Annotated in this window: 21 protein-coding genes, 2 tRNA genes and 1 pseudogene; 16 read left to right on the top strand and 8 right to left on the bottom strand. The window is 43.2% G+C overall.

Annotated features, from left to right (window positions below; genetic code table 11):
- Positions 1-78 precede the first annotated feature (78 nt).
- The 7 genes from ACWM1W_RS14525 (at position 79) to tehB (ending at position 4,463) form a co-directional block, all read left to right on the top strand.
- Positions 79-456, top strand: a complete 378-nt coding sequence (locus ACWM1W_RS14525; protein WP_004781604.1) for a GNAT family N-acetyltransferase — start codon at positions 79-81, stop codon at positions 454-456.
- Positions 457-659: 203 nt separating this feature from the next.
- Positions 660-735: transfer RNA gene (locus ACWM1W_RS14520), tRNA-Phe, on the top strand.
- A gap of 137 nt (positions 736-872) precedes the next feature.
- Positions 873-948: transfer RNA gene (locus ACWM1W_RS14515), tRNA-Phe, on the top strand.
- A 317-nt stretch (positions 949-1,265) separates the two neighbouring features.
- Positions 1,266-1,679, top strand: coding sequence for a hypothetical protein (locus tag ACWM1W_RS14510; protein ID WP_224213982.1), 414 nt, complete (start codon positions 1,266-1,268; stop codon positions 1,677-1,679).
- Positions 1,680-1,910: 231 nt separating this feature from the next.
- Positions 1,911-2,411 carry a hypothetical protein gene (locus ACWM1W_RS14505; RefSeq protein ID WP_005232586.1) on the top strand — a complete coding sequence of 167 codons (501 nt, stop codon included), beginning with the start codon at positions 1,911-1,913 and terminating at the stop codon, positions 2,409-2,411.
- 241 nt (positions 2,412-2,652) lie between these two features.
- A complete protein-coding gene (locus ACWM1W_RS14500) occupies positions 2,653-3,402 on the top strand; it encodes a hypothetical protein (RefSeq protein WP_005232585.1) in 750 nt (249 codons plus the stop codon).
- A 194-nt stretch (positions 3,403-3,596) separates the two neighbouring features.
- Entirely contained in the window at positions 3,597-4,463 is an 867-nt protein-coding gene (tehB, locus tag ACWM1W_RS14495) for an SAM-dependent methyltransferase TehB (RefSeq protein ID WP_005232584.1), read from the top strand.
- Between the two features lie 98 nt (positions 4,464-4,561).
- On the opposite strand, the gene ACWM1W_RS14490 is transcribed toward tehB, so the two are convergent.
- From ACWM1W_RS14490 to ACWM1W_RS14480, 3 genes are all read right to left on the bottom strand, one after another.
- The gene (locus ACWM1W_RS14490) at positions 4,562-4,942 is read right to left on the bottom strand and encodes a hypothetical protein (RefSeq protein WP_005232583.1); all 381 of its coding nucleotides are present in this window, start codon (positions 4,940-4,942) and stop codon (positions 4,562-4,564) included.
- Positions 4,943-5,199: 257 nt separating this feature from the next.
- A complete protein-coding gene (locus ACWM1W_RS14485) occupies positions 5,200-5,676 on the bottom strand; it encodes an IS5/IS1182 family transposase (protein ID WP_005232582.1) in 477 nt (158 codons plus the stop codon).
- On the bottom strand, positions 5,624-6,019 hold the full coding sequence (locus ACWM1W_RS14480) for a transposase family protein (protein ID WP_081400878.1): 396 nt from the start codon (positions 6,017-6,019) through the stop codon (positions 5,624-5,626). Before ACWM1W_RS14480 ends, ACWM1W_RS14485 begins: the two co-directional genes overlap by 53 nt.
- A gap of 132 nt (positions 6,020-6,151) precedes the next feature.
- Here ACWM1W_RS14480 and ACWM1W_RS14475 point away from each other — a divergent pair, with 132 nt between their 5' ends.
- Both ACWM1W_RS14475 and ACWM1W_RS14470 read left to right on the top strand, forming a co-directional pair.
- Entirely contained in the window at positions 6,152-6,667 is a 516-nt protein-coding gene (locus ACWM1W_RS14475; RefSeq protein ID WP_005232581.1) for a Panacea domain-containing protein, read from the top strand.
- 6 nt (positions 6,668-6,673) lie between these two features.
- Positions 6,674-7,054 carry a hypothetical protein gene (locus ACWM1W_RS14470; RefSeq protein WP_158651683.1) on the top strand — a complete coding sequence of 127 codons (381 nt, stop codon included), beginning with the start codon at positions 6,674-6,676 and terminating at the stop codon, positions 7,052-7,054.
- 61 nt (positions 7,055-7,115) lie between these two features.
- Here ACWM1W_RS14470 and fadA read toward each other — a convergent pair whose 3' ends face one another.
- Positions 7,116-8,288: an acetyl-CoA C-acyltransferase FadA gene (gene fadA / locus ACWM1W_RS14465; protein ID WP_005232579.1), complete on the bottom strand. Its 1,173-nt coding sequence runs from the start codon at positions 8,286-8,288 to the stop codon at positions 7,116-7,118.
- Positions 8,289-8,300: 12 nt separating this feature from the next.
- Positions 8,301-10,451: a fatty acid oxidation complex subunit alpha FadB gene (gene fadB / locus ACWM1W_RS14460; RefSeq protein WP_005232577.1), complete on the bottom strand. Its 2,151-nt coding sequence runs from the start codon at positions 10,449-10,451 to the stop codon at positions 8,301-8,303.
- 473 nt (positions 10,452-10,924) lie between these two features.
- Here fadB and lpxO point away from each other — a divergent pair, with 473 nt between their 5' ends.
- Both lpxO and ACWM1W_RS14450 read left to right on the top strand, forming a co-directional pair.
- On the top strand, positions 10,925-11,842 hold the full coding sequence (gene lpxO / locus ACWM1W_RS14455; RefSeq protein ID WP_034580362.1) for a lipid A hydroxylase LpxO: 918 nt from the start codon (positions 10,925-10,927) through the stop codon (positions 11,840-11,842).
- Between the two features lie 108 nt (positions 11,843-11,950).
- Positions 11,951-12,367 carry a PH domain-containing protein gene (locus ACWM1W_RS14450; protein WP_005232573.1) on the top strand — a complete coding sequence of 139 codons (417 nt, stop codon included), beginning with the start codon at positions 11,951-11,953 and terminating at the stop codon, positions 12,365-12,367.
- Here the strand turns inward: ACWM1W_RS14450 and ACWM1W_RS14445 are convergent.
- Positions 12,364-13,427: pseudogene (locus tag ACWM1W_RS14445) on the bottom strand (AAA family ATPase). The gene ACWM1W_RS14450 and the pseudogene ACWM1W_RS14445 overlap by 4 nt on opposite strands.
- Positions 13,428-13,651: 224 nt before the next feature.
- Here ACWM1W_RS14445 and uvrC point away from each other — a divergent pair.
- The 3 genes from uvrC (at position 13,652) to pgsA (ending at position 17,059) form a co-directional block, all read left to right on the top strand.
- Positions 13,652-15,451 carry an excinuclease ABC subunit UvrC gene (gene uvrC / locus ACWM1W_RS14440; RefSeq protein WP_005232569.1) on the top strand — a complete coding sequence of 600 codons (1,800 nt, stop codon included), beginning with the start codon at positions 13,652-13,654 and terminating at the stop codon, positions 15,449-15,451.
- A gap of 118 nt (positions 15,452-15,569) precedes the next feature.
- Positions 15,570-16,364 (top strand): thioesterase family protein, encoded by a 795-nt coding sequence (locus ACWM1W_RS14435; RefSeq protein ID WP_005232567.1) that lies wholly within the window; start codon positions 15,570-15,572, stop codon positions 16,362-16,364.
- 107 nt (positions 16,365-16,471) lie between these two features.
- A complete protein-coding gene (pgsA, locus tag ACWM1W_RS14430; protein WP_034580359.1) occupies positions 16,472-17,059 on the top strand; it encodes a CDP-diacylglycerol--glycerol-3-phosphate 3-phosphatidyltransferase in 588 nt (195 codons plus the stop codon).
- 776 nt (positions 17,060-17,835) lie between these two features.
- Here pgsA and ACWM1W_RS14425 read toward each other — a convergent pair.
- Positions 17,836-18,105 carry an oxidative damage protection protein gene (locus ACWM1W_RS14425; protein ID WP_005232563.1) on the bottom strand — a complete coding sequence of 90 codons (270 nt, stop codon included), beginning with the start codon at positions 18,103-18,105 and terminating at the stop codon, positions 17,836-17,838.
- A gap of 29 nt (positions 18,106-18,134) precedes the next feature.
- Entirely contained in the window at positions 18,135-19,565 is a 1,431-nt protein-coding gene (argH, locus tag ACWM1W_RS14420) for an argininosuccinate lyase (RefSeq protein WP_051069682.1), read from the bottom strand.
- Here argH and ACWM1W_RS14415 point away from each other — a divergent pair.
- Complete coding sequence (locus tag ACWM1W_RS14415) at positions 19,556-20,710, top strand: sensor histidine kinase (protein ID WP_175966616.1); 1,155 nt, start codon at positions 19,556-19,558, stop codon at positions 20,708-20,710. The genes argH and ACWM1W_RS14415 overlap by 10 nt on opposite strands.
- 69 nt (positions 20,711-20,779) lie before the next feature.
- Positions 20,780-21,520, top strand: coding sequence for a LytR/AlgR family response regulator transcription factor (locus ACWM1W_RS14410; RefSeq protein ID WP_005232557.1), 741 nt, complete (start codon positions 20,780-20,782; stop codon positions 21,518-21,520).
- Positions 21,521-21,565 lie beyond the last annotated feature (45 nt).

Below are 21,565 nucleotides of genomic sequence, written 5' to 3'. Positions count from 1 at the left end.
CGTCAAAATGATTGATGTAGAAAATATTTTCGCCGTGACGACGTCACCGCATATTAGATTGCTCAGGAGGGTTTATCAATGCCTATTACCGTACATGCTTATACTTCTCTAGAAAACGACGAAGTGCGCAGCCAGCTTGAGCGACTGTATGACACTAGCCCTGAATTTAGTGATGGGGCAGATGCCATTGAACATCTAGAGCAAAACCTTGCACAGTATACCTTACTTTATACCGCAGAATTTAACACCAAAATCATCGGCGCCATCTGGTGCACGGGACAAGGCGAAAGCCGAACCCTGGAAAATATTGTGGTGCATCCGGCCAACCGTGGACGCGGGGTTGCAGAAAGGCTGGTGAGTGAGGCATGCCGAATGGAAGAGGAAAAAGGAGTAAAAGCATTCGTACCGGGATGTGGGGCCATTCACCGCTGTCTGGCAAATCTTGAAAAAATTTAAATACAGATAAATTTCAAGCAGCCTTCGGGCTGCTTTTTTTGTAAATAACAGATTCAATTTGTTTTATTAGTCAGGTATTTGCTGAGAATATTGAAAAATATTGCTGTATAAACATGCAAATCGATGGAAAAGTAAACATTTGGTGATTTTTATACGTTATGTACTTGACGATTAAGAGCTGAAACTGTTTAATACGCGACATCGGCGTGATAGCTCAGTTGGTAGAGCAACGGATTGAAAATCCGTGTGTCCCCAGTTCGATCCTGGGTCTCGCCACCATATTCAAAACGATTTTAAAGTTTTCAATCCCTGATCCCATCAGGGATTTTTTTTTAGGCCAAAATTCAGACACTCAATCTTTTTTTTCATAATTTTGATTGACTAATGTGTCCAGATACGGCTTAATACACCGCATCGGCGTGATAGCTCAGTTGGTAGAGCAACGGATTGAAAATCCGTGTGTCCCCAGTTCGATCCTGGGTCTCGCCACCATATTCGAAAAAACCTCAAACATTGTTTGAGGTTTTTTTTTGCCTGTAATTTTTGATTCAGCCCAAGAATTAACTTGTTTTGCCATCCATCTGAACAGGAATGAGTTCTCTAAATAATCAAGGTAATCTAATAGATAACTAGATTAAATACAGACTTTAGCAACCGATGAAGGCATTCAGGTTGTGAAATTTGAAGTAGGGGAAAGCCCATGAATAGTATAAAAACATCTTTATTTGGGATTCTGTTAGGTACATTGAGCATAGGAGTACACGCGGAAGAACAGAAACCGGTGCTTATCCTTGCCGACGATGACCATTATGGCTGAACCTGAAATGAGTAATGAAACTGGCTATGTTCCATTTATTGAGAATGAAGCCAATCGTCTTGCCTTGCAGCATCAGGTAATCCGAGGAACCAAGGATGCAGAGAATTTCATGGTCAATCCAAATGTGCTGGCAAACCTCGATATCAAGCCGACCCAAGCTCCAGATTTGAGTCTACTGTCACCTGCACTGCAACAGTATGTGATGACCATCGCCCAAGGCTTACAATCTAGTGATCCAACCCAAGGGCTGTATACACTGCTGGAGAATGTCGGGATCGATCGTAGCAGCAGCATGCAGCCAGGGCGTGGCCTTCAATTACAGATCAATCTGGACAAGGTGAATCTGGGCTTATTAGAAAACTACAACAATCCATCCCCTGTAGCACAATTTCCAAGATCTCCTTAAAGGACGAGCCAGTAATGCAGATCGATCCCCGCAAACCGGGGATTTTTGCTTTTTTTAAATTTAACCTTTGATTAATTTATGTTTTTTAGGAGCTTTGTTCCTGATTTGATGGTTGGTTTTATCAGGGTGTAATGGGTTCGATTGACCGTTTATCAAACTTAACAATAAGAAGCTGTATTACTTGTAAGATTTAATCTGACGCTTTCCCTTTTCCAACCGAGGGGTAATAAGATGAATCTCCTAAAATCCATTCAAAGCTTGGGCCTGATGCTGACCTGTACTGCTTTTACTCTCCCTATATTGAGTCACGCAACTCCTGCTCATTCTGAAACAACGGTACTTCCCACCTTAACTGTCATGGCAGAGCCTGAAATGCGTGCTGTGACGGAAATCACGCCTTATCAGGAAGGTGCCAGCCAGCGTAAGGCTTTGCAGATGCGCCTGATGAAAATTGAACGCGATATCCAAGCTTATAGTGTCGATGGTGATGTTGTTGCAAATATTGACATAGGGGCAGCAGCGCCTAATCCTGATCTGGACAGTTTGCCTACTGTGTTCCGAGAATATGTACTGGCAGTAGCGCAAGGCTTGCAGTCTTCAGATCCAAGAAACGGAATCTATGTAATTCTGCAACCTTTCGGTATTGACCGGAATGCCACCAATGTCCAGATCGTCCGGGAACAGTTTGATCCGAATCGGCTTGAGCTCAGTCTGCCTTTTGGTTCGCGCTAGCACACAATCCGGTGGGCCAGGCTGATCAGGTCAGTCAGTTTCGGTATAGCCAGATCACGTCATGGAGAAAGGGTGGGTTAAAAACTTATTTCCTTTCTTCAGGCTTTTTACTGGATTCATTTTTCAGTATTGAGAAAGCACATTCACAAATGTGAAAAGTTCTATGTCTTGAATTATGCTGGAAAAATAAGCATAGTGTAAAAAATCAATAAGATCTGGATGACAGACCTGGAGCGTGTAGATGCCCCGTGTTTTTATGATTATCGCTGGAGTGGTACTGGTAATTTTGATCTGGTTATTTTATCAAAATTCTGTAGAGCAAAAACAGCAGGCCGATTTGCAGGAATATGAAACGGTACTGGAAGAAAAAACCGGATCTATTTTGCAGCAGGCACAGGATTGGTCTAAACCGATTCAGATTGATCTGGAAGATAATCGCCTGGACGGGGATTATGCTGTGATGGCTCAGTTTATTTTGGGTCAGATGCGTGATCGTGCCGAGGCTCGCAATCAGTATTTACGTGACCTCAAAGCAGCGGACTGGGATCGTTTTCTGGATATTGACCGCTTAGCCAAAGATCAGGCTCAAGACTATAAAGAAACCGAAGCCATGCTGAAGCGTGTGCATGAAATTGTCGATGGCTATGAACAGATAATTCAACAGCGGGCAACCCAGCAGTTAGAGCAGGTGAAACAGCTGGACATTAAAAGCCGTTATCGTCAGCAGCTGGCAGATAATCTGAAAGCCAATCAGCAGCAGGATAATGCCCATGCAATTTTTGAAATTGAGAAACAGAGTCTGGCCAAAGCAGACCAGTTATTTCTGGTGCTGAAAAACAATAAATGGGAAAAGAAAAACCAGACCTTTATGTTCTATGAAGATGCACCCTTAAAGCAATTCAATAAGCTCTATCAGGAAATAGTGCAGCTTAACCAGCAAATGACTCAAGTGGATCAGCAGGCTCTTAAAGAAGCAGAGAACAAACTCTAAATATAAGGGTCTTATGGATTTTTATGCGCTAAATTGTATTGAGGTTTTCTTGCTAGATCGATCAGTCTTACTGCATTGCTTACATCAAAGATGTACCAGTTCTCATCTGTAATAGAACCAACTATGCTTGAGAAAAATGAATATCCAGAAGCATACTTGCAGACGGAAAGAGAAGATAGGGAGCACAAGCTTTTATGCAACAACTGAGATGTTATAAAGAATTTCCGGTCTGGTCACAGCAAGCTATTCCACAAGGGTTCAAGCAGCCACATAATACCAAAGCGGGGACTTGGGCAAAGCTGACCGTTCTTAAAGGTGAGCTGCATTTTGCCATGCTGGATCAGTCAGGTCATATACAGTCTGAACATGTATTTACGCCAGAGCAGCAACCACCGTTTATTGAACCACAGGTATGGCATAAGATTATTTCTGCCAGTGAAGATGCAGAATGTCAGCTGCGTTTTTACTGCAAACCTGAGAATTACTTCAGCAAAAAATATCAGCTAAGCCCGACTCATTCGGAAATTCTGGCGGCTATGCCGTATTTAAAGGGTGGCCGTGCGCTGGATGTCGGTTGTGGTTCAGGCCGCAATTCGCTGTATTTGAGCCAGAACGGTTTTGAAGTTGATGCCTGGGATGTGAATGAAAATAGTCTGCAGACCTTAAGACAGATCATTCAGGCCGAAGAAATCGGGAATATTCAGGTTCAGCAACGAGATTTAAATCTTGACCCAAGTATTCAGGGCCAATATGACTTTATCTGCTGTACGGTAGTGATGATGTTCCTACAGGCCGATACCATTCCACCTCTTATTGCACAGATGCAGCAGGCGACAGTGCCGGGCGGTTATAACCTGATTGTCTGTGCGATGGATACCGATGATATTCCGGTACAGCCAGACTTTCCGTTTAGTTTTAAGCCGGGACAGCTTAGTGCCTATTATAAAGGCTGGAATCTGGTGAAATACAATGAAAATGTAGGTGAATTACATCGTGTAGATGAACAGGGCAACCGGATCAAGCAGCATTTTGCGACTATGCTAGCCCAAAAAGTCGAATAAGAGATTTATACAGTTTTTAGATTTTTGGCTTTAAATCAGAGAGAGCCAAAAATAAAAAAAGATGTCACCCGGACATCTTTTTTTATGCTTAAAAAATCTTAAGCTGCTTTTTTAAACCAAGAGAACCAGCCTTTTTTCTCGGCTTTTACTTCTGCTTTTTCAGCAGCCGTATCTTTGGTTTCTACTGCTTCAGTTTGCGCAGCTTCAACGTGTTGTTCTGCTGTAGCTTGAGCCATTTCTACTTGAGTCGTTGCTTCTGTTTTTACTGCTTCAGCTTTAGTTTCAGCCGCTTGTTGAGTTGCAGCAACAGTCGCTTGAGCAGCTTCAACTTTCGCTTGTACAGGTGCAGCAGTTTCTTTAGCAATAGTTTGGGTTGTTTTGGTTACAACAGTTGCTGGCGCAACTTGAGCTTCAGTTGCCATTGCAGATGCAGAAGTCGCTACGATTGCAGTTGCGATCATTGTTTTAAGCATGTTCATATAAACCCTTTTAAGGAAATAGGAAAAAAGAGGCTTGATCATACACGTATGAAATTTAAGTGATTAATAAATATTATTTTATTGGTTGAATATTCAACTAAAATTACAAAGGGATAACATATATTTCTACTTATAATTTTGATTAATAGTGGAGATGTAAAATGAGAGTGACAAGCTGGGTCGCACATGTTAAAAAGAAACTAAGGAAAAAGTTATTTTCTCTTTATAAAAATATAAAAACATAGATAAGACCTCTTTCATAAATCATTTTTGCTCAGTTCCAAGTTGTAGATTCCAGCGATTAAATTGAATCTCAAACCAAGCCTTTTACCTCTATTTCGATAACGCTCAGCAAGGATTTTGAAGGTTTTCAGGCTGCCAAATACATGCTCAATTCCGATTCTTCTTTTATTGATTTCTTGATTATAGATTTTCAATTCAGGATCCAATTTACAGTGTCTTTTGGCTTTTAAGGGCAACAGGCTATTCGGATACAACACATAAATCCCCTGATAGCCTTTATCCGCAAGAACAAAGGCTCCTGAAGGAATCTGGTTTAAATTGCGTTTGAACAACTCGAAATCATGCACTGCACCGCGACTGGTACATAAACTCAGAATTTGCTGAGTTTTGTAGTGAATCATGGCCTGTACTTTAAAGGTATGCGTCTTTTTCTTGCCGCTATAGCTTTTCTTCTGTTTTTTTAGGCCTTTGGATTGGAATTTCCGTGGCATCCACGATCACAACATTCCAGTCGATGCCTTCGCCCTCGGGTAAATCTTTGGGTAAATTAAACAGATTGGACCGAATCAGGCAGTCTTCAATATGACGGACAATTCTTGAGGCTGTAGGCTCTGAAACCCCGTAACTCGTCGCAACGTGAAATAAGGTTCGGTATTCCCGCCAATAGCTCAGACAGAGCAGAACCTGATCCTCCAGGCTTAACTTGGGCGGTCTGCCTTTGGCAGAGACATGCTTTTGCAATTGCTCAACCATCAAATAGAAAGTTGACCATGAGATGCCTGTGTATCGCTTGAACTGAAGATCAGAAAGCTTGTTTGAATCGATGTATTTCATCCGCAGATTATGCACGAATGCCAAGAAATCCGGAGTGCAAATATTAACCAAAAAGAAGATCGTTTTTTGATTTATGAAAGAGATCTATAATACGGCGTAAATTAATTATGGGTAATTTAGTGGAGGTATGACATGAATGCTCTAAACTTTGCTAACTATATTATTTGGTATGTGAATCAGAAATTTCCAAATACTAGTTTTACTCACGTTAAACTTCAAAAAATTCTTTATTATATTTATTGTGATTTTTTGAAGAAAGGTATTCCACTTTTTGAGGATAAAATCGAAAAGTGGCAATATGGGCCGGTAGTTCCTAGTGTTTATAATAGTTTTCGTTCGTATGGATTCAACCGAATTAGTACACCAGAAACTTCTGTCCGACTAATTAATGATGAAAATGGTTTCCGCTTTGAGCGCGATGATTTTAACCCCAATATTTTAAATTTGAGTACTGAGCAAAGAGATAGACTAGATTTTATAATTCAAAACTTAGTGGAAAAAGAAGCTTTTGAGTTAGTTAATCTTACTCATAAGGAAAAATCTTGGATCAGAGCTGAGCCTAATATTAAAAAAGGCGAAAAAAATATTGTATATTCAGAAGAAGAACTACGTCTTGAAAGTACTGATATCGAAGAACTAATTGGTTAAATTTTTGTGAATAATACATCCATAAAGCTTCTTACTCTTAATGAATTAATAGAATCACATTTAATACCACTTGAAATGACTGCAGAACTGCAACAGCAAATTCTGCAGTCGTTTCTTTTTTTATGTAATGAAATAAATATGATTGATAATAGTACTGGGGAAACTTTTTACCCTATGCCATATCAAGAGATTACAGAATGTATTTATGAACTTGAATTTGAGTTCTCAGCTGAATTGAACAGTGTTATAGAGGGATTAATAGAACCTTTAAAAAAATTGTTAAAATTAGATGGGCTTCCAATAGAAGAAGCAAAAACAGAATTAAATAGAAAATCTGTACACATATTAAATGCATATAAAAGATTTGTATCGCACAATAACTACTGATCAAAAAACCTAAAGAAAACCCCGCAATAAGCGGGGTTTTTTATCTCGAAGTATTTAAGAATTAAACACGTTCGATCACTGTTGCAATACCTTGACCTAGGCCGATACACATCGTCGCAAGACCGATTTGTGTATCTTGCTGTTCCATCACGTTTAACAATGTTGTTGTGATACGCGCACCAGAACAACCCAATGGGTGACCCAATGCAATCGCGCCACCGTTATGGTTCACGATGTCTTGCTTATCATAAATGCCTAAGCCTTTAAGAACAGACAGACCTTGTGCTGCAAATGCTTCGTTCAATTCAAAGGTTTGAATATCAGCAATTGACAGGCCAGCGCGTTTCAACGCTTTTTGTGTTGCCGGAACCGGACCATAACCCATGATCGCAGCATCACAGCCTGCAACCGCCATAGAGCGAATTACAGCACGTGGCTTAAGACCTAAAGCTTGAGCACGTTCAGCAGACATTAGCAACATTGCAGATGCACCATCAGACAAGGCTGAAGAAGTTGCTGCAGTTACTGTACCGCCTTTCGGATCGAAGACTGGACGCAAAGATTTGAACGATTCAAGGTTCGCATCCGGACGGATCACTTCATCGATATCGCACAGAACTTTGTAACCGTCAGCATTATGACCTTCAATGCCTACGATTTCATTCTGGAACATACCATTTTCAGTCGCAGCCCAGGCACGGCGGTGAGATTCTACACCAAACGCATCCTGTTCTTCACGAGTAATGCCGTTCATGCGACCCAGCATTTCAGCAGTCAGGCCCATCATATTTGATGCTTTTGCATAGTGCTTAGATGCAGCAGGGTTCAGGTCGATGCCGTGCATCATGCCTACGTGGCCCATATGCTCTACACCACCGATGATGAAGATATCACCCTGGTTAGTCGCGATCTGTGCAGCCGCAGTGTGGATTGCCTGCATAGAAGAACCACACAGACGGTTAACCGTTTGACCTGCAACAGTCTTAGGAAGATCAGCTAACAATGCGATATTACGCGCAATGTTCATCCCTTGTTCCAGAGTCTGGTTCACACAGCCCCAGATCACATCTTCAACTTCATTCGGGTCAAATTCGTTACGAACCATCAACGCACGGATAAGTTCAGCTGACATGCTGTCGGCACGTACATTGCGGAACATACCGTTTTTCGATTTGCCCATGGCAGTACGTACGCCATCAACAATCACAACGTCACGTGGATTTAAAGTAGCCATTCACGTCACTCCTTAACCGTAGAATTTTTTGTTGTTAGCAGCCATGTCGCGCAATGATTGCGGCGCTTCATAAGCCTTACCTAAGTGCGCGTATTTGTCGCAAAGTGCAACATACTCAGCTACACCAGTCTGGTCGATATAACGGCATGGACCGCCACGGAATGGAGGGAAACCTACACCCATGATCATCGCCATATCTGCTTCAGCTGGAGTTGCAACAATGTTGTCTTCCAGGCAACGAACAGTTTCGTTACAGAAAGCCAGCATCATACGGTCAATGATCTCTTGAGGATCAAATTCGCGTTTTTCAGCAGTTGCAACAGATGCCACAAGCTCGTATGCAGTTGGATCAACCACTTTGGCTTTTTTGCCTTTACGGTCAAGTTCGTATTTGTAGAAACCAACGTCATTCTTTTGACCCAGACGGTTGTTTTCGTACATTACTTGGATTGAACCTTTGAAATCAGGTTTCATACGATCCGGGAAGCCTTCAGCCATGACTTCTGCACCGTGAACGCCAGTATCGATACCAACCACGTCCATCAGGTAAGCAGGACCCATAGGCCAGCCGAATTTTTCCATCACTTTGTCAATTTGCTGGAAGTCAGCACCATCTTTCAGTAACAGGTCAAATGCACCGAAGTAAGGGAACAGTACGCGGTTTACCAGGAAGCCCGGACAGTCATTGACCACGATTGGTGTTTTACCCATTTTCTGAGCAAGAACAACAGTCGTTGCAATCGCTTCAGCAGAAGTCTTCTCACCACGAATCACTTCTACCAGTGGCATCATGTGTACCGGGTTAAAGAAGTGCATACCGACGAAGTTTTCAGGACGTTCCAGATTTTCAGCCAGACGCGTGATTGAAATCGTAGATGTGTTAGACGCAATAATCGTGTTTTCACGTACTTTGGATTCAGTTTCTTTCAGTACGATGCCTTTCACTTTCGGGTTTTCAGTTACTGCTTCGATCACGATGTCGACTTCTTTAAACTCGTCATAGCTTAAAGTAGGACGGATGCGGGCAAGGGTTTCACCCATTTGCGCCGGCTTCATCTTCTTGCGTTCAACCTGCTTGGTCAGCAGTTTGTTTGCTTCAGACATACCCAGTGCAAGTTGCTGGTTACCGATGTCTTTCATGATGATTGGAGTGCCTTTGCTTGCCGCCTGGTAAGCAATACCACCACCCATGATTCCTGCGCCTAGAACGGCAGCCTGGTTCACTGGATGTGCACCTTGTTCATATTTCTTAGAAGTTTTCTTCACCACCTGGTCGTTCAGGAACAGACCGATTAACGCACCCGCTTGTGGAGTTACCGCAGCTTTCGCAAAGCCTTGAGCTTCAACTTTAAGCGCTTCATCGCGGTGTAAGCTTGCACCTGCCTGAAGAGAATCAAGCAATAGTTTAGGCGCTGGGTATTGAGCAGGGTTTGCTTTTGCAAGAACCGCACCTTTCGCCGTATTGAACGCCATCATTTGCTCAAGCATGTTCAGCTTGATTGGATCCAGTTTTTCCTGGCGTTTTGCCTGCCAGTCTAAACGGCCGTGAATCGCCTGTTTCACCAGGTCAATCGCAGCATCTTTCAGTTTGTCTGCAGCAACAACCGCATCAACCGCACCATCTTTCAGTGCAGCAGCCGGTTTTTTCGGAGTAGCCATGGCCATCCATTCAACTGCATTGTCGATACCGATCAGACGGCTTAAACGAACCGTACCACCGAAACCAGGGAAGATACCAAGTTTGATTTCAGGCAGGCCGACTTGCGCCTGTTCTGACATCACACGGTAGTCACAGACTAAGCACATCTCGAAACCGCCACCTAGTGCCATACCGTTAATCGCGGCAACTTTAGGAATGTCCAGGTCTTCGAAGCTGTTAAAAATTTCATGAACTGGTAGTGCCCAGTCAACAATTGCCTGTTCGCCTTGAGCAAAGTTATCGCCGAATTCAGTAATGTCAGCACCTACAATAAATGTAGACTTACCTGAAGTCACGATTAAACCCTGAATGTCAGCAGCGGAAACTGCGTCAATCGCAGCCTTGAAATCTTCAATCGTTGCACGGTTGAATTTGTTAACCGACTCACCTTGTAAGTCAAAGCGGAATTCTGCAATTCCGTCCTCAAGCATTTGGACGGTAATGGCATTGCCAGCGTGGATCATGCCCTGATCTCCTTTATTTTGGAGGACTTCTAAGTTGATGTTGTGAAGCAAGCGCGCATTTCCCGCGCACTTTTTTACTTCGCTAATCTTACGATAACTATATCCAAAAAGAACAACACAAGTTGTATCAAGCCGTGACGCAAGGGTCATCAATTTTTATCGCTCAATCAAGGTGTTGTCATATCAGGAATACAGTGAACCGTTATCGCAGTGTAATGAAGTTATTGTTTCAATTTCACTTTTTTATTGCTGTCGCGGTGTTTTTATAACGCAAATTGACCAGATAGGGAATGTTTGTTGTGTGGTGTTTTGGTCAAAATAGTCAATTGAGATTCAAATCAGCCGCTATGGATGTAAGAAAATGTATGCAACGCTGTGTTCTACAAGCGGGTAGGGAGAGCAAAAGCAGCTTTGTTATAATGCGGCTCAGATGTGACTTTTTTATTTTTTCCCCGTTCTTTTTGGGTATTGATATGTTTAAGTGGATTATTTTGGCCATCTTTGTCATCTCAGCGTTATATATTCAGCGACGTGGCACAGTTCGGCATTCTTTTTATCGCCAGTTTTTTGACCATTCGACCCTGTTTGCACCGATCAATTTTCTGATGTACGCCTTTTCACGCGTACCGAATCAGCCTTATATCGATACGCAGCATTTTAAAGACCTAAAAGTGCTGGATGAAAACTGGGAAATGATTCGTGACGAAGCACAGGCGCTCTATCAGAAAGGTGGGATCAAGGCTTCGAGTAAATATGATGACCTAGGGTTTAACTCATTTTTTAAGACGGGCTGGAAACGCTTCTATTTAAAATGGTATGACTCGGCGCATCCCTCTGCAGCAGAACTCTGCCCAAAAACTACCGCCTTGCTCAAAACCTTGCCAACGATTAAGGCGGCCATGTTTACCGAGCTGGCACCTGACAGCCGTCTGGTCCGTCATCGTGACCCGTATGCCGGTTCATTGCGTTATCACTTGGGCTTAATGACCCCGAATGATGACCGCTGCTTTATCGATGTCGATGGTCAGCGTTATTCCTGGCGCGACGGCGAGAGCGTGGTATTTGATGAAACTTATATCCACTATGCCGAAAACAAGACTGACCAGAACCGGATCATTTTCTTTGCAGATGTCGAGCGACCTTTAAAAACCCGCTGGATGGAACGCTTTAATCACTGGTTTGGCAAAAAGGTAATGACGGCAGCCAGTTCACCGAATGAAGTCGGAGATCAGACCGGTGGCTTAAACAAGGTCTTTGGTTATGTTTATCAACTTCGTGTCAAGGCTAAGGCTTTAAAAGCACAAAACCGCCAGCTGTACTATTTCCTGAAATGGTTCCTGATGCTAGGTATTTTCTTCCTGATCTTTGTTCGTCCTTATCTGTTTGCCTAAGCTGCAAAACAAAATATAGAACGCCCCTCAGGGCGTTTTTTATTACTTATAGAGATTCACCACATCATTCTGATTTTGTGTAAGATAAAACAAAATAGGGGGAAGATGATGCGTGTATTTCGTTCCAAAAAAGACTGGTGGCTGCTGGCATTCTTGATTTGTATGAGCGGTTTGTTATTGCAATTACTACTGACCATGCAGGCCAAAGGGACGATGGCTCAATATCCGGTACATACCGCAGTTTATATACTCACAATCATCTTGGTCTGGTGGCCGGTTTGGAGTACCCGTTATATCGTCCAAGATGGGCAATTGACCATTAAAAGCCTATGGCTGAGCTGGCAAATTCCACTTGGTTCGATTCAAAATATCCAGCCTACAGATCACTCAGAAATTGCACCTGCTTTGTCTTTCAAGCGTTTAAAAGTCAGCTATACATTGGCAGATCGGCAAAAATATGTCCTGATTTCACCTAAAGACCCGGATGCATTGATTCAGGCGATTCGAGCGCATCAAACAGTTTAATTGGAATTGGATGATTGAGGCTGAACTAGCAATTGACCATTAATGCAGTCCAGATGGAGTTGCAGTTGTTCTGGATGGTTCAGGAAATAAATCGCTAAGATTGGTTCCAGTTCAGTCCGTATTTTTCGGCCCAGATGACGGGCTCCATAACGGATGTCATGGCCTTGATAAAAATGAGCCTTGGCTGCATCAGTGAGGTGAATCTGTCGTTTCTGGTGTTGTAGACGTTGATTTAATTTATCCAGCTCAATCTCAACCAGTCGTGGCAGGACATCATTTTGGATGGCCTGATAGTGCAAGGTACGGTCAATCCGGTTCAGGAACTCTGGATCAAACTTGCGCTGCATGACTTTTTCAATGATCTGCTGGGTCGGTACTTTTTTTAGACACAATTGCTGCATTTTCTGCGGCAGATAGCTGAGTTTTTCCAGATATTGTTGCGCGGCCTGTGCACCGACATTACTGGTCATAAAAATCATGCAGTTACGAAAATCGATGGTTTTGGTACCAGCAGTCAACGTCAGTCGGCCGGTATCCAGTACATTCATCAGGCCACGAATTACTTCAGTACTGGCTTTTTCCAGTTCATCAAATAGCATGATGCCGGGGCGGGTATGGCTTCCGGCAATAGCGGTTTCATCAAACAGGCTATGGCCTTCTTTAGAGCCCACATAACCCGGAGGCGCGCCGGTCAGGGCAGCTGCATAATGTTCCTGCGCTAAAGTATTCATATCAATCCGGCAGAAAGCATCTGGACGGCCATAAATCGCTTCGGCAATCAGGCGTACCGTCTCAGTCTTGCCGACACCGGTCGGGCCAAGCATTAAGGTAACCGAAAGCGGACGTTCTGGACTGGAAAAGTCAGCCTTGACCACATGCAGCATTTTTTCAATTTCATTTAAGGCGGCATCCTGACCGATGATCCGTTCCCTAGCAACTGCATCACAGTCTGAGGTTCAAAATGAAAACGCGGTTTCCCAATCAAACGGTCACGCTCAGACTGGCTATGGCTAGAGGTGGCAGGTTGCACAACATGAATACCGGATTGGGAACTTGTCATCTTGGATCATCTCGAGATTGAACCTGTCGAGCATAGCATAGTTAGTTCAGGCGACTTATAGCTTTTAGCAATCACACCATATTGGGTTGCTTATAAATACGGCGGTCTGGGCATAACCTGTTTCACTTTGGATGACAGTTCGGATGAATTTTGTGTCATCGCTTGAAAATGACACATTAAACATCACATATATCTGCATATTGCAGGTGAAAAATAGGTTTTAGGTGAACGAGAACGCACGCCCTCATATTGAAAAAATCTTGGCCAATATGACCACCTTACCCGGGGTCTACCGGATGTATGGCAAAGATGGCGAACTCTTATATGTGGGAAAAGCCAAAAACCTGAAAAATCGGGTGTCCAGTTATTTTGTCAAAACCCTTGATCATCCCAAGACTCAAGCTTTGGTGGCACGGATTTATGACATTCAAACTTTGGTGGTGCGTTCAGAAACTGAAGCTTTACTCTTAGAGCAAAACCTGATCAAGCTGCATCGTCCGCCGTATAACATCATGCTGCGTGATGACAAATCCTATGTCTATATTTTTGTTTCTGCAGACAAGCCTTATCCGCGGATTGCCAGCGGTCGCGGCAAGGGCAAACATCAGGTCGGCAAGTTTTTTGGACCTTATCCGAGTGCTTACAATGCTCGCGATACTTTGGTTATTCTGCAAAAATTATTCAATGTACGTTCCTGTGAGAATGGTTTCTTTGCCAATCGTACTCGACCTTGTTTGCAATATCAGATCAAGCGCTGTTCCGGCCCTTGTGTCGGCCTGATTTCACCTGAGGATTATCAGGAAGATGTTAATAACTCGATTCGCTTCCTGCAAGGCGATACTAAAGAGCTGAATCAGGAACTGATTGCCAAGATGGAAGCAGCCGCAGAAAATCTGGAATTTGAAAAAGCGGTATTTTATCGTGACCGGATGGCGTTACTGCGTGATGTACAGGCCCAGCAAGCGATTTATAAAGTCAAAGGTGAGGCAGATATTCTGGCGATTGCCTATCAGGCAGGGGTGACTTGTGTGCAGATCATGCATGTGCGTAATGGCAAGATGCTCGGCGGTAAAGGCTATTTTCCGGATATGCTGAGTGATGATCTGGGGCAAATGCTCTCGGATTTTATTGCCAATTTCTATTTTCAGGTTGCTGATGAAATTCCATCTGAACTGATCGTGAATATTGAAATGCCAGATCGGAAGGAACTTGAAGCCGCACTTTCTCAACATTTTAATAAGAAGATTCAGATCAAGTCCAAAGTCCGGGAAACCCGTGCCGAATGGCTGGAACTGGCACAGATGAATGTGCAGCATGCCATTCAGGGCAAGCTGGCTAATCACTTTGAATTGAATGAACGTTTCCATCAGTTAGAAGAGGTGGTGGGACGGCCGGTAGATCGGATTGAGTGTTTCGATATCTCGCATACCATGGGTGAAGATACGGTTGCTTCTTGCGTAGTCTTTGATAGTGGAGGCGCGCGCAAACGCGATTATCGTCAGTTTTCTATCAATGATATTCAGGCAGGTGATGACTATGCCGCGATGCGTCAGGCCTTAACCCGTCGTTATAAAAAAGCCATGCTGCCAGATTTGCTGCTGATTGATGGTGGTAAAGGGCAGTTGCATATGGCGATGGAAGTCATGCAGGAACTTGGACTGGATGCCTTTATGGTTGGTGTGTCTAAAGGTGAAGGGCGTAAGCCAGGTTTGGAAACTCTGCATTTTACCGATGGCAGCAAGATTCAGCTTCCAGAAGATCATAAGGCCCTGCATCTAATCCAGCAGGTACGTGATGAAGCCCACCGTTTTGCTATTACCCGGCATCGGGCCAAACGCGATAAAAAACGTGGCTCATCGGTATTGGAGGTGATTCCGGGACTGGGGCCGAAGCGCCGTCGTGATTTATTGACCCATTTTGGCGGGATTCAGGGCGTGCTTAAAGCTTCAGAAAAAGACCTGCAACTCGTACCAGGTCTGGGTTCTGTGATGGCCCGGATGATTTATAAAGTTCTGCATGAGTAATCGTTTTATATCAATTACAAGTGCAAAAATGCACATTGACCTTCGAGTCAAAGGTCATTTCTATTCATAGATTTTTCCAGCAATATATCGGTTCATCAGACAAAGTTGAAGGATCGATATGTCGTTGCAAGCACTGTACGCACAAATTGCGCAGCAAGAATGGATTGAAATGCCGACAGGCTGGGAGCAAGGGAGAACCATCTACGGCGGACTTGCGGCTGCAGTCATGATGCAAAAAGCCGTGGTAACAATCAATGATCCTGCTAAACGTCTGCTGAGTACCAGTGTGACTTTTGTTGGCCCGGTACAGGAAGGCAAAGCACGCCTGACTGAGGAAATTCTGCGTGAAGGCAAATCGGTCACTACCATCGAAGTGCGTCTATGGCAGGATGACGCTGTTCAAAGCATTCTGATTGCCAGTTTCGGCGTAGCGCGCGATTCTAGCATTCAGGTACATCAGGAAATCCAGGCTCCGGATTATGCTCCTCCTGAAATCCTGTTCCAGATTCCTGCACAGTTCAAGCTTCCAAAGTGTTTTGATCATTTTGAACTCAGATGGGCGGATTTGAATCTGCCGTGCAGTTCAAGTGTACGTCCTGATTTTGAAGGCTGGTGCCGCTTCCATCCAGATCAACATTCTGACCGTGAATTTCAGTTAGCTGACCTGATGGCCATTTTTGATATCTGGCCACCTGGGGTGTTACCGATGTTTCAGACACTGGCCCCGGCGAGCAGCCTGACCTGGACTGTAACCTATGTGCATCCAGTGCAGCATCAGCTACATGATTGGTTTAAATATAAAGTGATTACCGACCATGCGGCTGATGGTTATTCAACAGAACATGCCTATCTGTGGGATGCAGAAAATCGGCTGATTGCGATGGCCAGACAGACAGTGACGGTGTTTGCCTAGTGACACTTCAAGTCAATTCGTATAAAGTGAAGCGTATTAATGATGGATTAAACCTCGAAAAAAGTGTGCATTTTCATCGTACATGAGGGGAACAATTGGCGGTGTCTATGACTACAGGTCGTATCCTGAATATTCCAAATATCTTGACCTTGGCTCGTATTATCCTGATTCCGGTTTTTTTATTGGTCGCATATTGGCCACCGGCAATGGGATTTAATGAAACCAGTCCTGATGTGACTCGGCATATTATCTTAACGACAATTTTTGTAGTGGCTGCAGTCACTGACTGGTTTGATGGTTATCTAGCGCGTACTCTGAATCAGACGTCTGCTTTTGGTCGCTTTTTAGATCCGGTTGCAGACAAGTTGATGGTCGCTGCTGCACTCATTGTATTGGTACAATGGCAACCTTCAGTTTCTATGGCTTTTGCAGCCATTGTGATTATTTCACGGGAAATTACAGTTTCAGCTTTACGTGAATGGATGGCTGAACTTGGTGCGCGTACCAGTGTGGCGGTGTCTACAGTGGGTAAATACAAAACCGCGTTTCAGATGATTGCGATTACAGTATTTCTGCTGAACTGGCCACCGCTAGAAATGCTGGCTTATGCGTTGCTATATACAGCTGTGGTACTGACCTTATGGTCGATGTTTATTTACCTAAAAGCAGCTTGGCCATATCTGAAACAGCCTTAATCAATAAAAGCTCCTTAAAAGGGGCTTTTTTTATAGCTAAAAATAGAGAATATAAAAATAACAGGCAAAAAAATACCCAGCCTTTGGGGGAAGAACTGGGATGAAATCGGGGGTATTTCTCAGTTATTATTATAGTTATTCAAAGATATCTCATCTTCTTGCTAGTCATTATAGGGAGCGCCTTACACAAAATCATGTGGTTTCTTGTAGCTGAATGTTGTGTTTTGTGAGAGCAATGTATACAGAATTTACAATTGATTATTTTGATACAAATCTGATTGCTTTTCAGTAAGATAATAGCTGCTTAAATTTAAAAAACACGGTAGGAAAATGACAGGTTTTAAGCCTGTTTTTTAGCTCAATAATTTTCGATTTCATGAAAGTTAGAATAGTTTTTAGAGTGCTTTTAAGAGAAATAGAATATCTATAGAAAAAGAATACTCGAGGAGTCTCTTGCCAGGTATTTAACTCATGTTCTGGTGAAGAAATAATTTTCAAATTAAAAAGGGAATTCTTTTTATAGGTTACTTTTTTTATGGCATTCGAAGTGATACCTTTCGCTTAATTTACGTAAAAGAAAAGCTTGAGCTTAGATAAAAAAATTTCCATGTAAGGAGTTTTTTATTCTATGAACTCATAGCTGCTTGTCTTGCGTAATTTTTAGAGCAGTACTCTTTCCAATAAAAAAAGAGCCTTAAAAGAGACTCTTTTTAAATGCTTGCCTACGCGGACTTTGTCCTTGTCTTGCGTAAAAAAGAAAAGCAGTGCTTTGTTTTTTACTCAGGCTTTAGCCCTTCAGCTTTTTCCAATGATTCATCATTGTTAAAGAACTTCTCGCGTTGCTCTTCAAGGAACTTTTTCGCATCCGGTTCAAACACGTTTAAACGCTTTTCATTGATCAGCGTGGTCTGGTGTTTCAGCCATTCTTGCCAAGCCTGTTTAGATATCGTATCAAACAGTTCCTGACCCTTTGCACCCGGGAATGGTGCAAAGTCTAAACCTTCCATTTCTTGTTGATACTTACGGCAAAAAACTTGTCGAGACATATCAATACTCCAATTTAAAGCGAAAGCAATTAAGCGTAAAGTTTCTCTAGGCGAGCATGCGCACGTTCGATCGCAGCTTCAACCTGTGCAGGTGCAGTACCACCAATGTGATTACGTGCATTCACAGATGCTTCTAAAGTCAGGGCTTTTTCAAATACATCTGCCTGAATCAGATCAGAGAACTGTTGCAGTTGCTCAAGTGTTAGTTCAGACAGATCTTTACCTTCCTGTACGCCTAGAGCTACCGCTTTACCCACAATTTCATGAGCATCACGGAAAGCCACGCCATTTTTTACCAGATAATCTGCCAGGTCAGTCGCCGTTGAGAAACCGCGAAGTGCAGCTTCACGCATGATTTCAATATTTGGAACCAATGCAGGAATCATGTCAGCGAATGCCACCAATGAACCACGAACGGTATCAATCGCGTCAAATAATGGCTCTTTATCTTCCTGGTTATCTTTGTTATAAGCAAGTGGTTGACCTTTCATTAAGGTCAATAGGCTCATCAGATCACCATATACACGGCCGGTTTTACCACGGATCAGTTCAGGTACATCCGGGTTTTTCTTCTGTGGCATGATCGAAGAACCAGTGCAGAAACGGTCTGGAATATTTACGAACTTGAACTGAGCCGATGTCCACAGGATCATTTCTTCAGACATACGTGATAGGTGCATCATAATTAAAGATGCCGCAGCATTGAATTCGATACCAAAATCACGGTCAGAAACGGCATCTAAAGAGTTTTCAGCTACAGCTTCAAAACCTAGAAGCTCAGCGGTATAAGCACGGTCAATTGGGTAAGTCGTACCTGCCAGAGCAGCAGAACCGAGTGGCATACGGTTAACACGTTTACGGCAATCAATCAGACGCTCAGAGTCACGTACCAGCATTTCAAACCAAGCCATTAAGTGATGACCAAAAGTCACTGGCTGTGCAGTTTGCAGATGGGTAAAACCTGGCATGATGGTATTGGTATTTTTCGCTGCCAGACCCAGGATGCCTTTTTGCAATTTTTTCAGTAATTCCAGGATCGCATCGATTTCATCACGTACATACAGGCGGATATCTGTGGCAACCTGGTCATTACGGCTACGGCCCGTATGCAATTTTTTACCGGTAATGCCGATACGCTGAGTCAGGCGCGACTCAATGTTCATATGCACATCTTCAAGGTCAATGCGCCATTCGAAGTTACCTGCTTCAATATCTGCTTTAATGGCAGTCAGACCTTCGATAATGTCATCACGTTCCTGTTCGGTCAGTACGCCAACTTTTGCCAGCATAGTTGCATGTGCAATCGAGCCTGCAATGTCTTGTTTATAAAAACGTTGGTCAAATTGAACAGATGCTGTAAATTCAGCAACAAAAGCATCAGTCGCTTCAGAGAAACGACCGCCCCACATACCCGAAGTCTGGGCTTGTGATGGATTTGAGGAATTAGAAGATGTGGTCATGTCGGCTCAATCAGATTAAAAGCAGTAGAACGAAAAAGAGTATAACAAATTCAAAGCCCGTTGCCGAAGTCCAAGTCGATCAATCTTTTACATCTCCGACTGGATCAGCGCAAAGCTCCTATTTTTTTAGCCAGATTGGCAAGCTGCACTATTTACTGGAAATGTTTATTGGCGGCAATGTGCTGGCCATGGTCTTGGCCTTGGCAAAAGCACAATCCTGGCAAGCGCTCAATCTGGCAGATCTGCTTCAATATATGCTGTATATCAACTGGATACTGTTATGTTTTGCAGCGCTGGTCGAGCTTTTTCATCAGCATTTTCAGCGCATGGGGATTAAGCTGGCATTAATCTGCGGATTTCTGCTGTTGCAGGCGATTGTTTTGGTAACTACGACCAGTCTGAATGTACTGACTTATTTTGGCAGTAATTTGAATTTTCAGGGACTGAGTCTGGCAATCGCACTGGAACAGGTCGGCCTACATCTGAGTTTTGGTATCCTGTTAGGTATGTTCTGTTTTCGCTATTTGTATTTGCGTGAACAATGGGCGCAGCAGCAGCACAGTGAATTAAATGCACGGATTCAGGCCATGCAGGCTAGGATTCATCCGCATTTTCTGTTTAATAGTCTCAATAGTGTAATCAGCCTGATCAGTATCGACCCGGACAAAGCCGAACAAATGTTGCTGAATTTGTCCCGTTTATTTCGGGCCAGTTTTCAGGAATTGAAACTGGTCAAATTGCAGGAAGAAATTGAACTCTGCCAGCGCTATCTGGAGATTGAACAGATTCGTCTGGGAGAGCGTTTACAGGTCGAATGGAAATTAGAAAACAAAGACTTATACTCACAAGTCCAAATTCCATTATTGACTTTACAACCCCTAGTGGAAAATAGTATTTTCCATGGAGTTGAAAAAATTTTGACAAAGAGTACCATAAGCATATTGATTGAAATCTTGCAAAATCAAATTAATATCATCATAACAAACCCTTATACGCAGGATAATAAAACATTAAAAAAGGGACATGGTATTGCAATTGAAAATGTCAGACAGCGTCTGGAAGCTTATTACGGACCTACGATGACGTTTCAGACTTTCGCCGGTGGAGGGGTGTTTACCACGGTTGTGCAATATCGCTATAAATAAAAATAAATCAAGGAAATCACAGTTAACTTATAATCAAATGAATAATGTTGACTGGATTAAGGAGGAGAAATGGACGTCCTGATTTGTGACGATGAGCCTTTGGCTGTCGAGCGACTATCACGTTTAGTCTCTCAACTGGGGCATGATGTGGTTGCAACAGCTACACATGGTCGTCAAGCAATTGATCTGGCTCATCAGCATGAACCTGATGTCATCTTATTAGATATTCAAATGCCTGAAATGGATGGTTTGACCTGTGCGCAGCATTTGCGTCAGCTCGACCCAATGCCGGCTATTGTCTTTTGTACGGCCTATGACCAACACGCGCTGGATGCATTCAAGTCTAATGCAGACGGCTACCTGCTTAAACCGGTGATGCAACAGGAATTGGCACAGGTTTTAGAGCATTTAATTAAACTTACCCAAGCTCAAATGAGCCAACTAAAACAAAAAGAAAATATGGAAGAAATCAATATCAGCCGCCATCAAATTGCGGCAAAGACCTATCGCGGGGTCGAATTGGTGCCAGTTGAAAATATCTATTATTTTCTGGCGGATCAAAAATATGTGACTGTACGCCATAAAAACGGCAGTGTCCTGATTGATGAAACCCTGAAGGAGTTGGAACAGGAGTTTGGACATCAGTTCATCAGGATTCACCGTAATGCACTGGTTTCGGTTCACTATCTGGAAGGCTTGGAAGTGGTAAGTTCCGGCCAGTATCAGGTGCGTTGTCGTGAACTGGAAGAGCGTCTGGCGGTCAGTCGGCGTCATTTGCCATTCTTGCGGGAACGGATTCAGAAACTCTAAACGGATCAATGAGTTCGTCTGGAACAGCATTGAAACATGCATAAA

Source organism: Acinetobacter sp. TW_SC_4, from assembly GCF_054861205.1.
The sequence above is the reverse complement of the archived record's forward strand: the minus strand, read 5'-3'. Positions and strand labels throughout refer to the sequence as shown.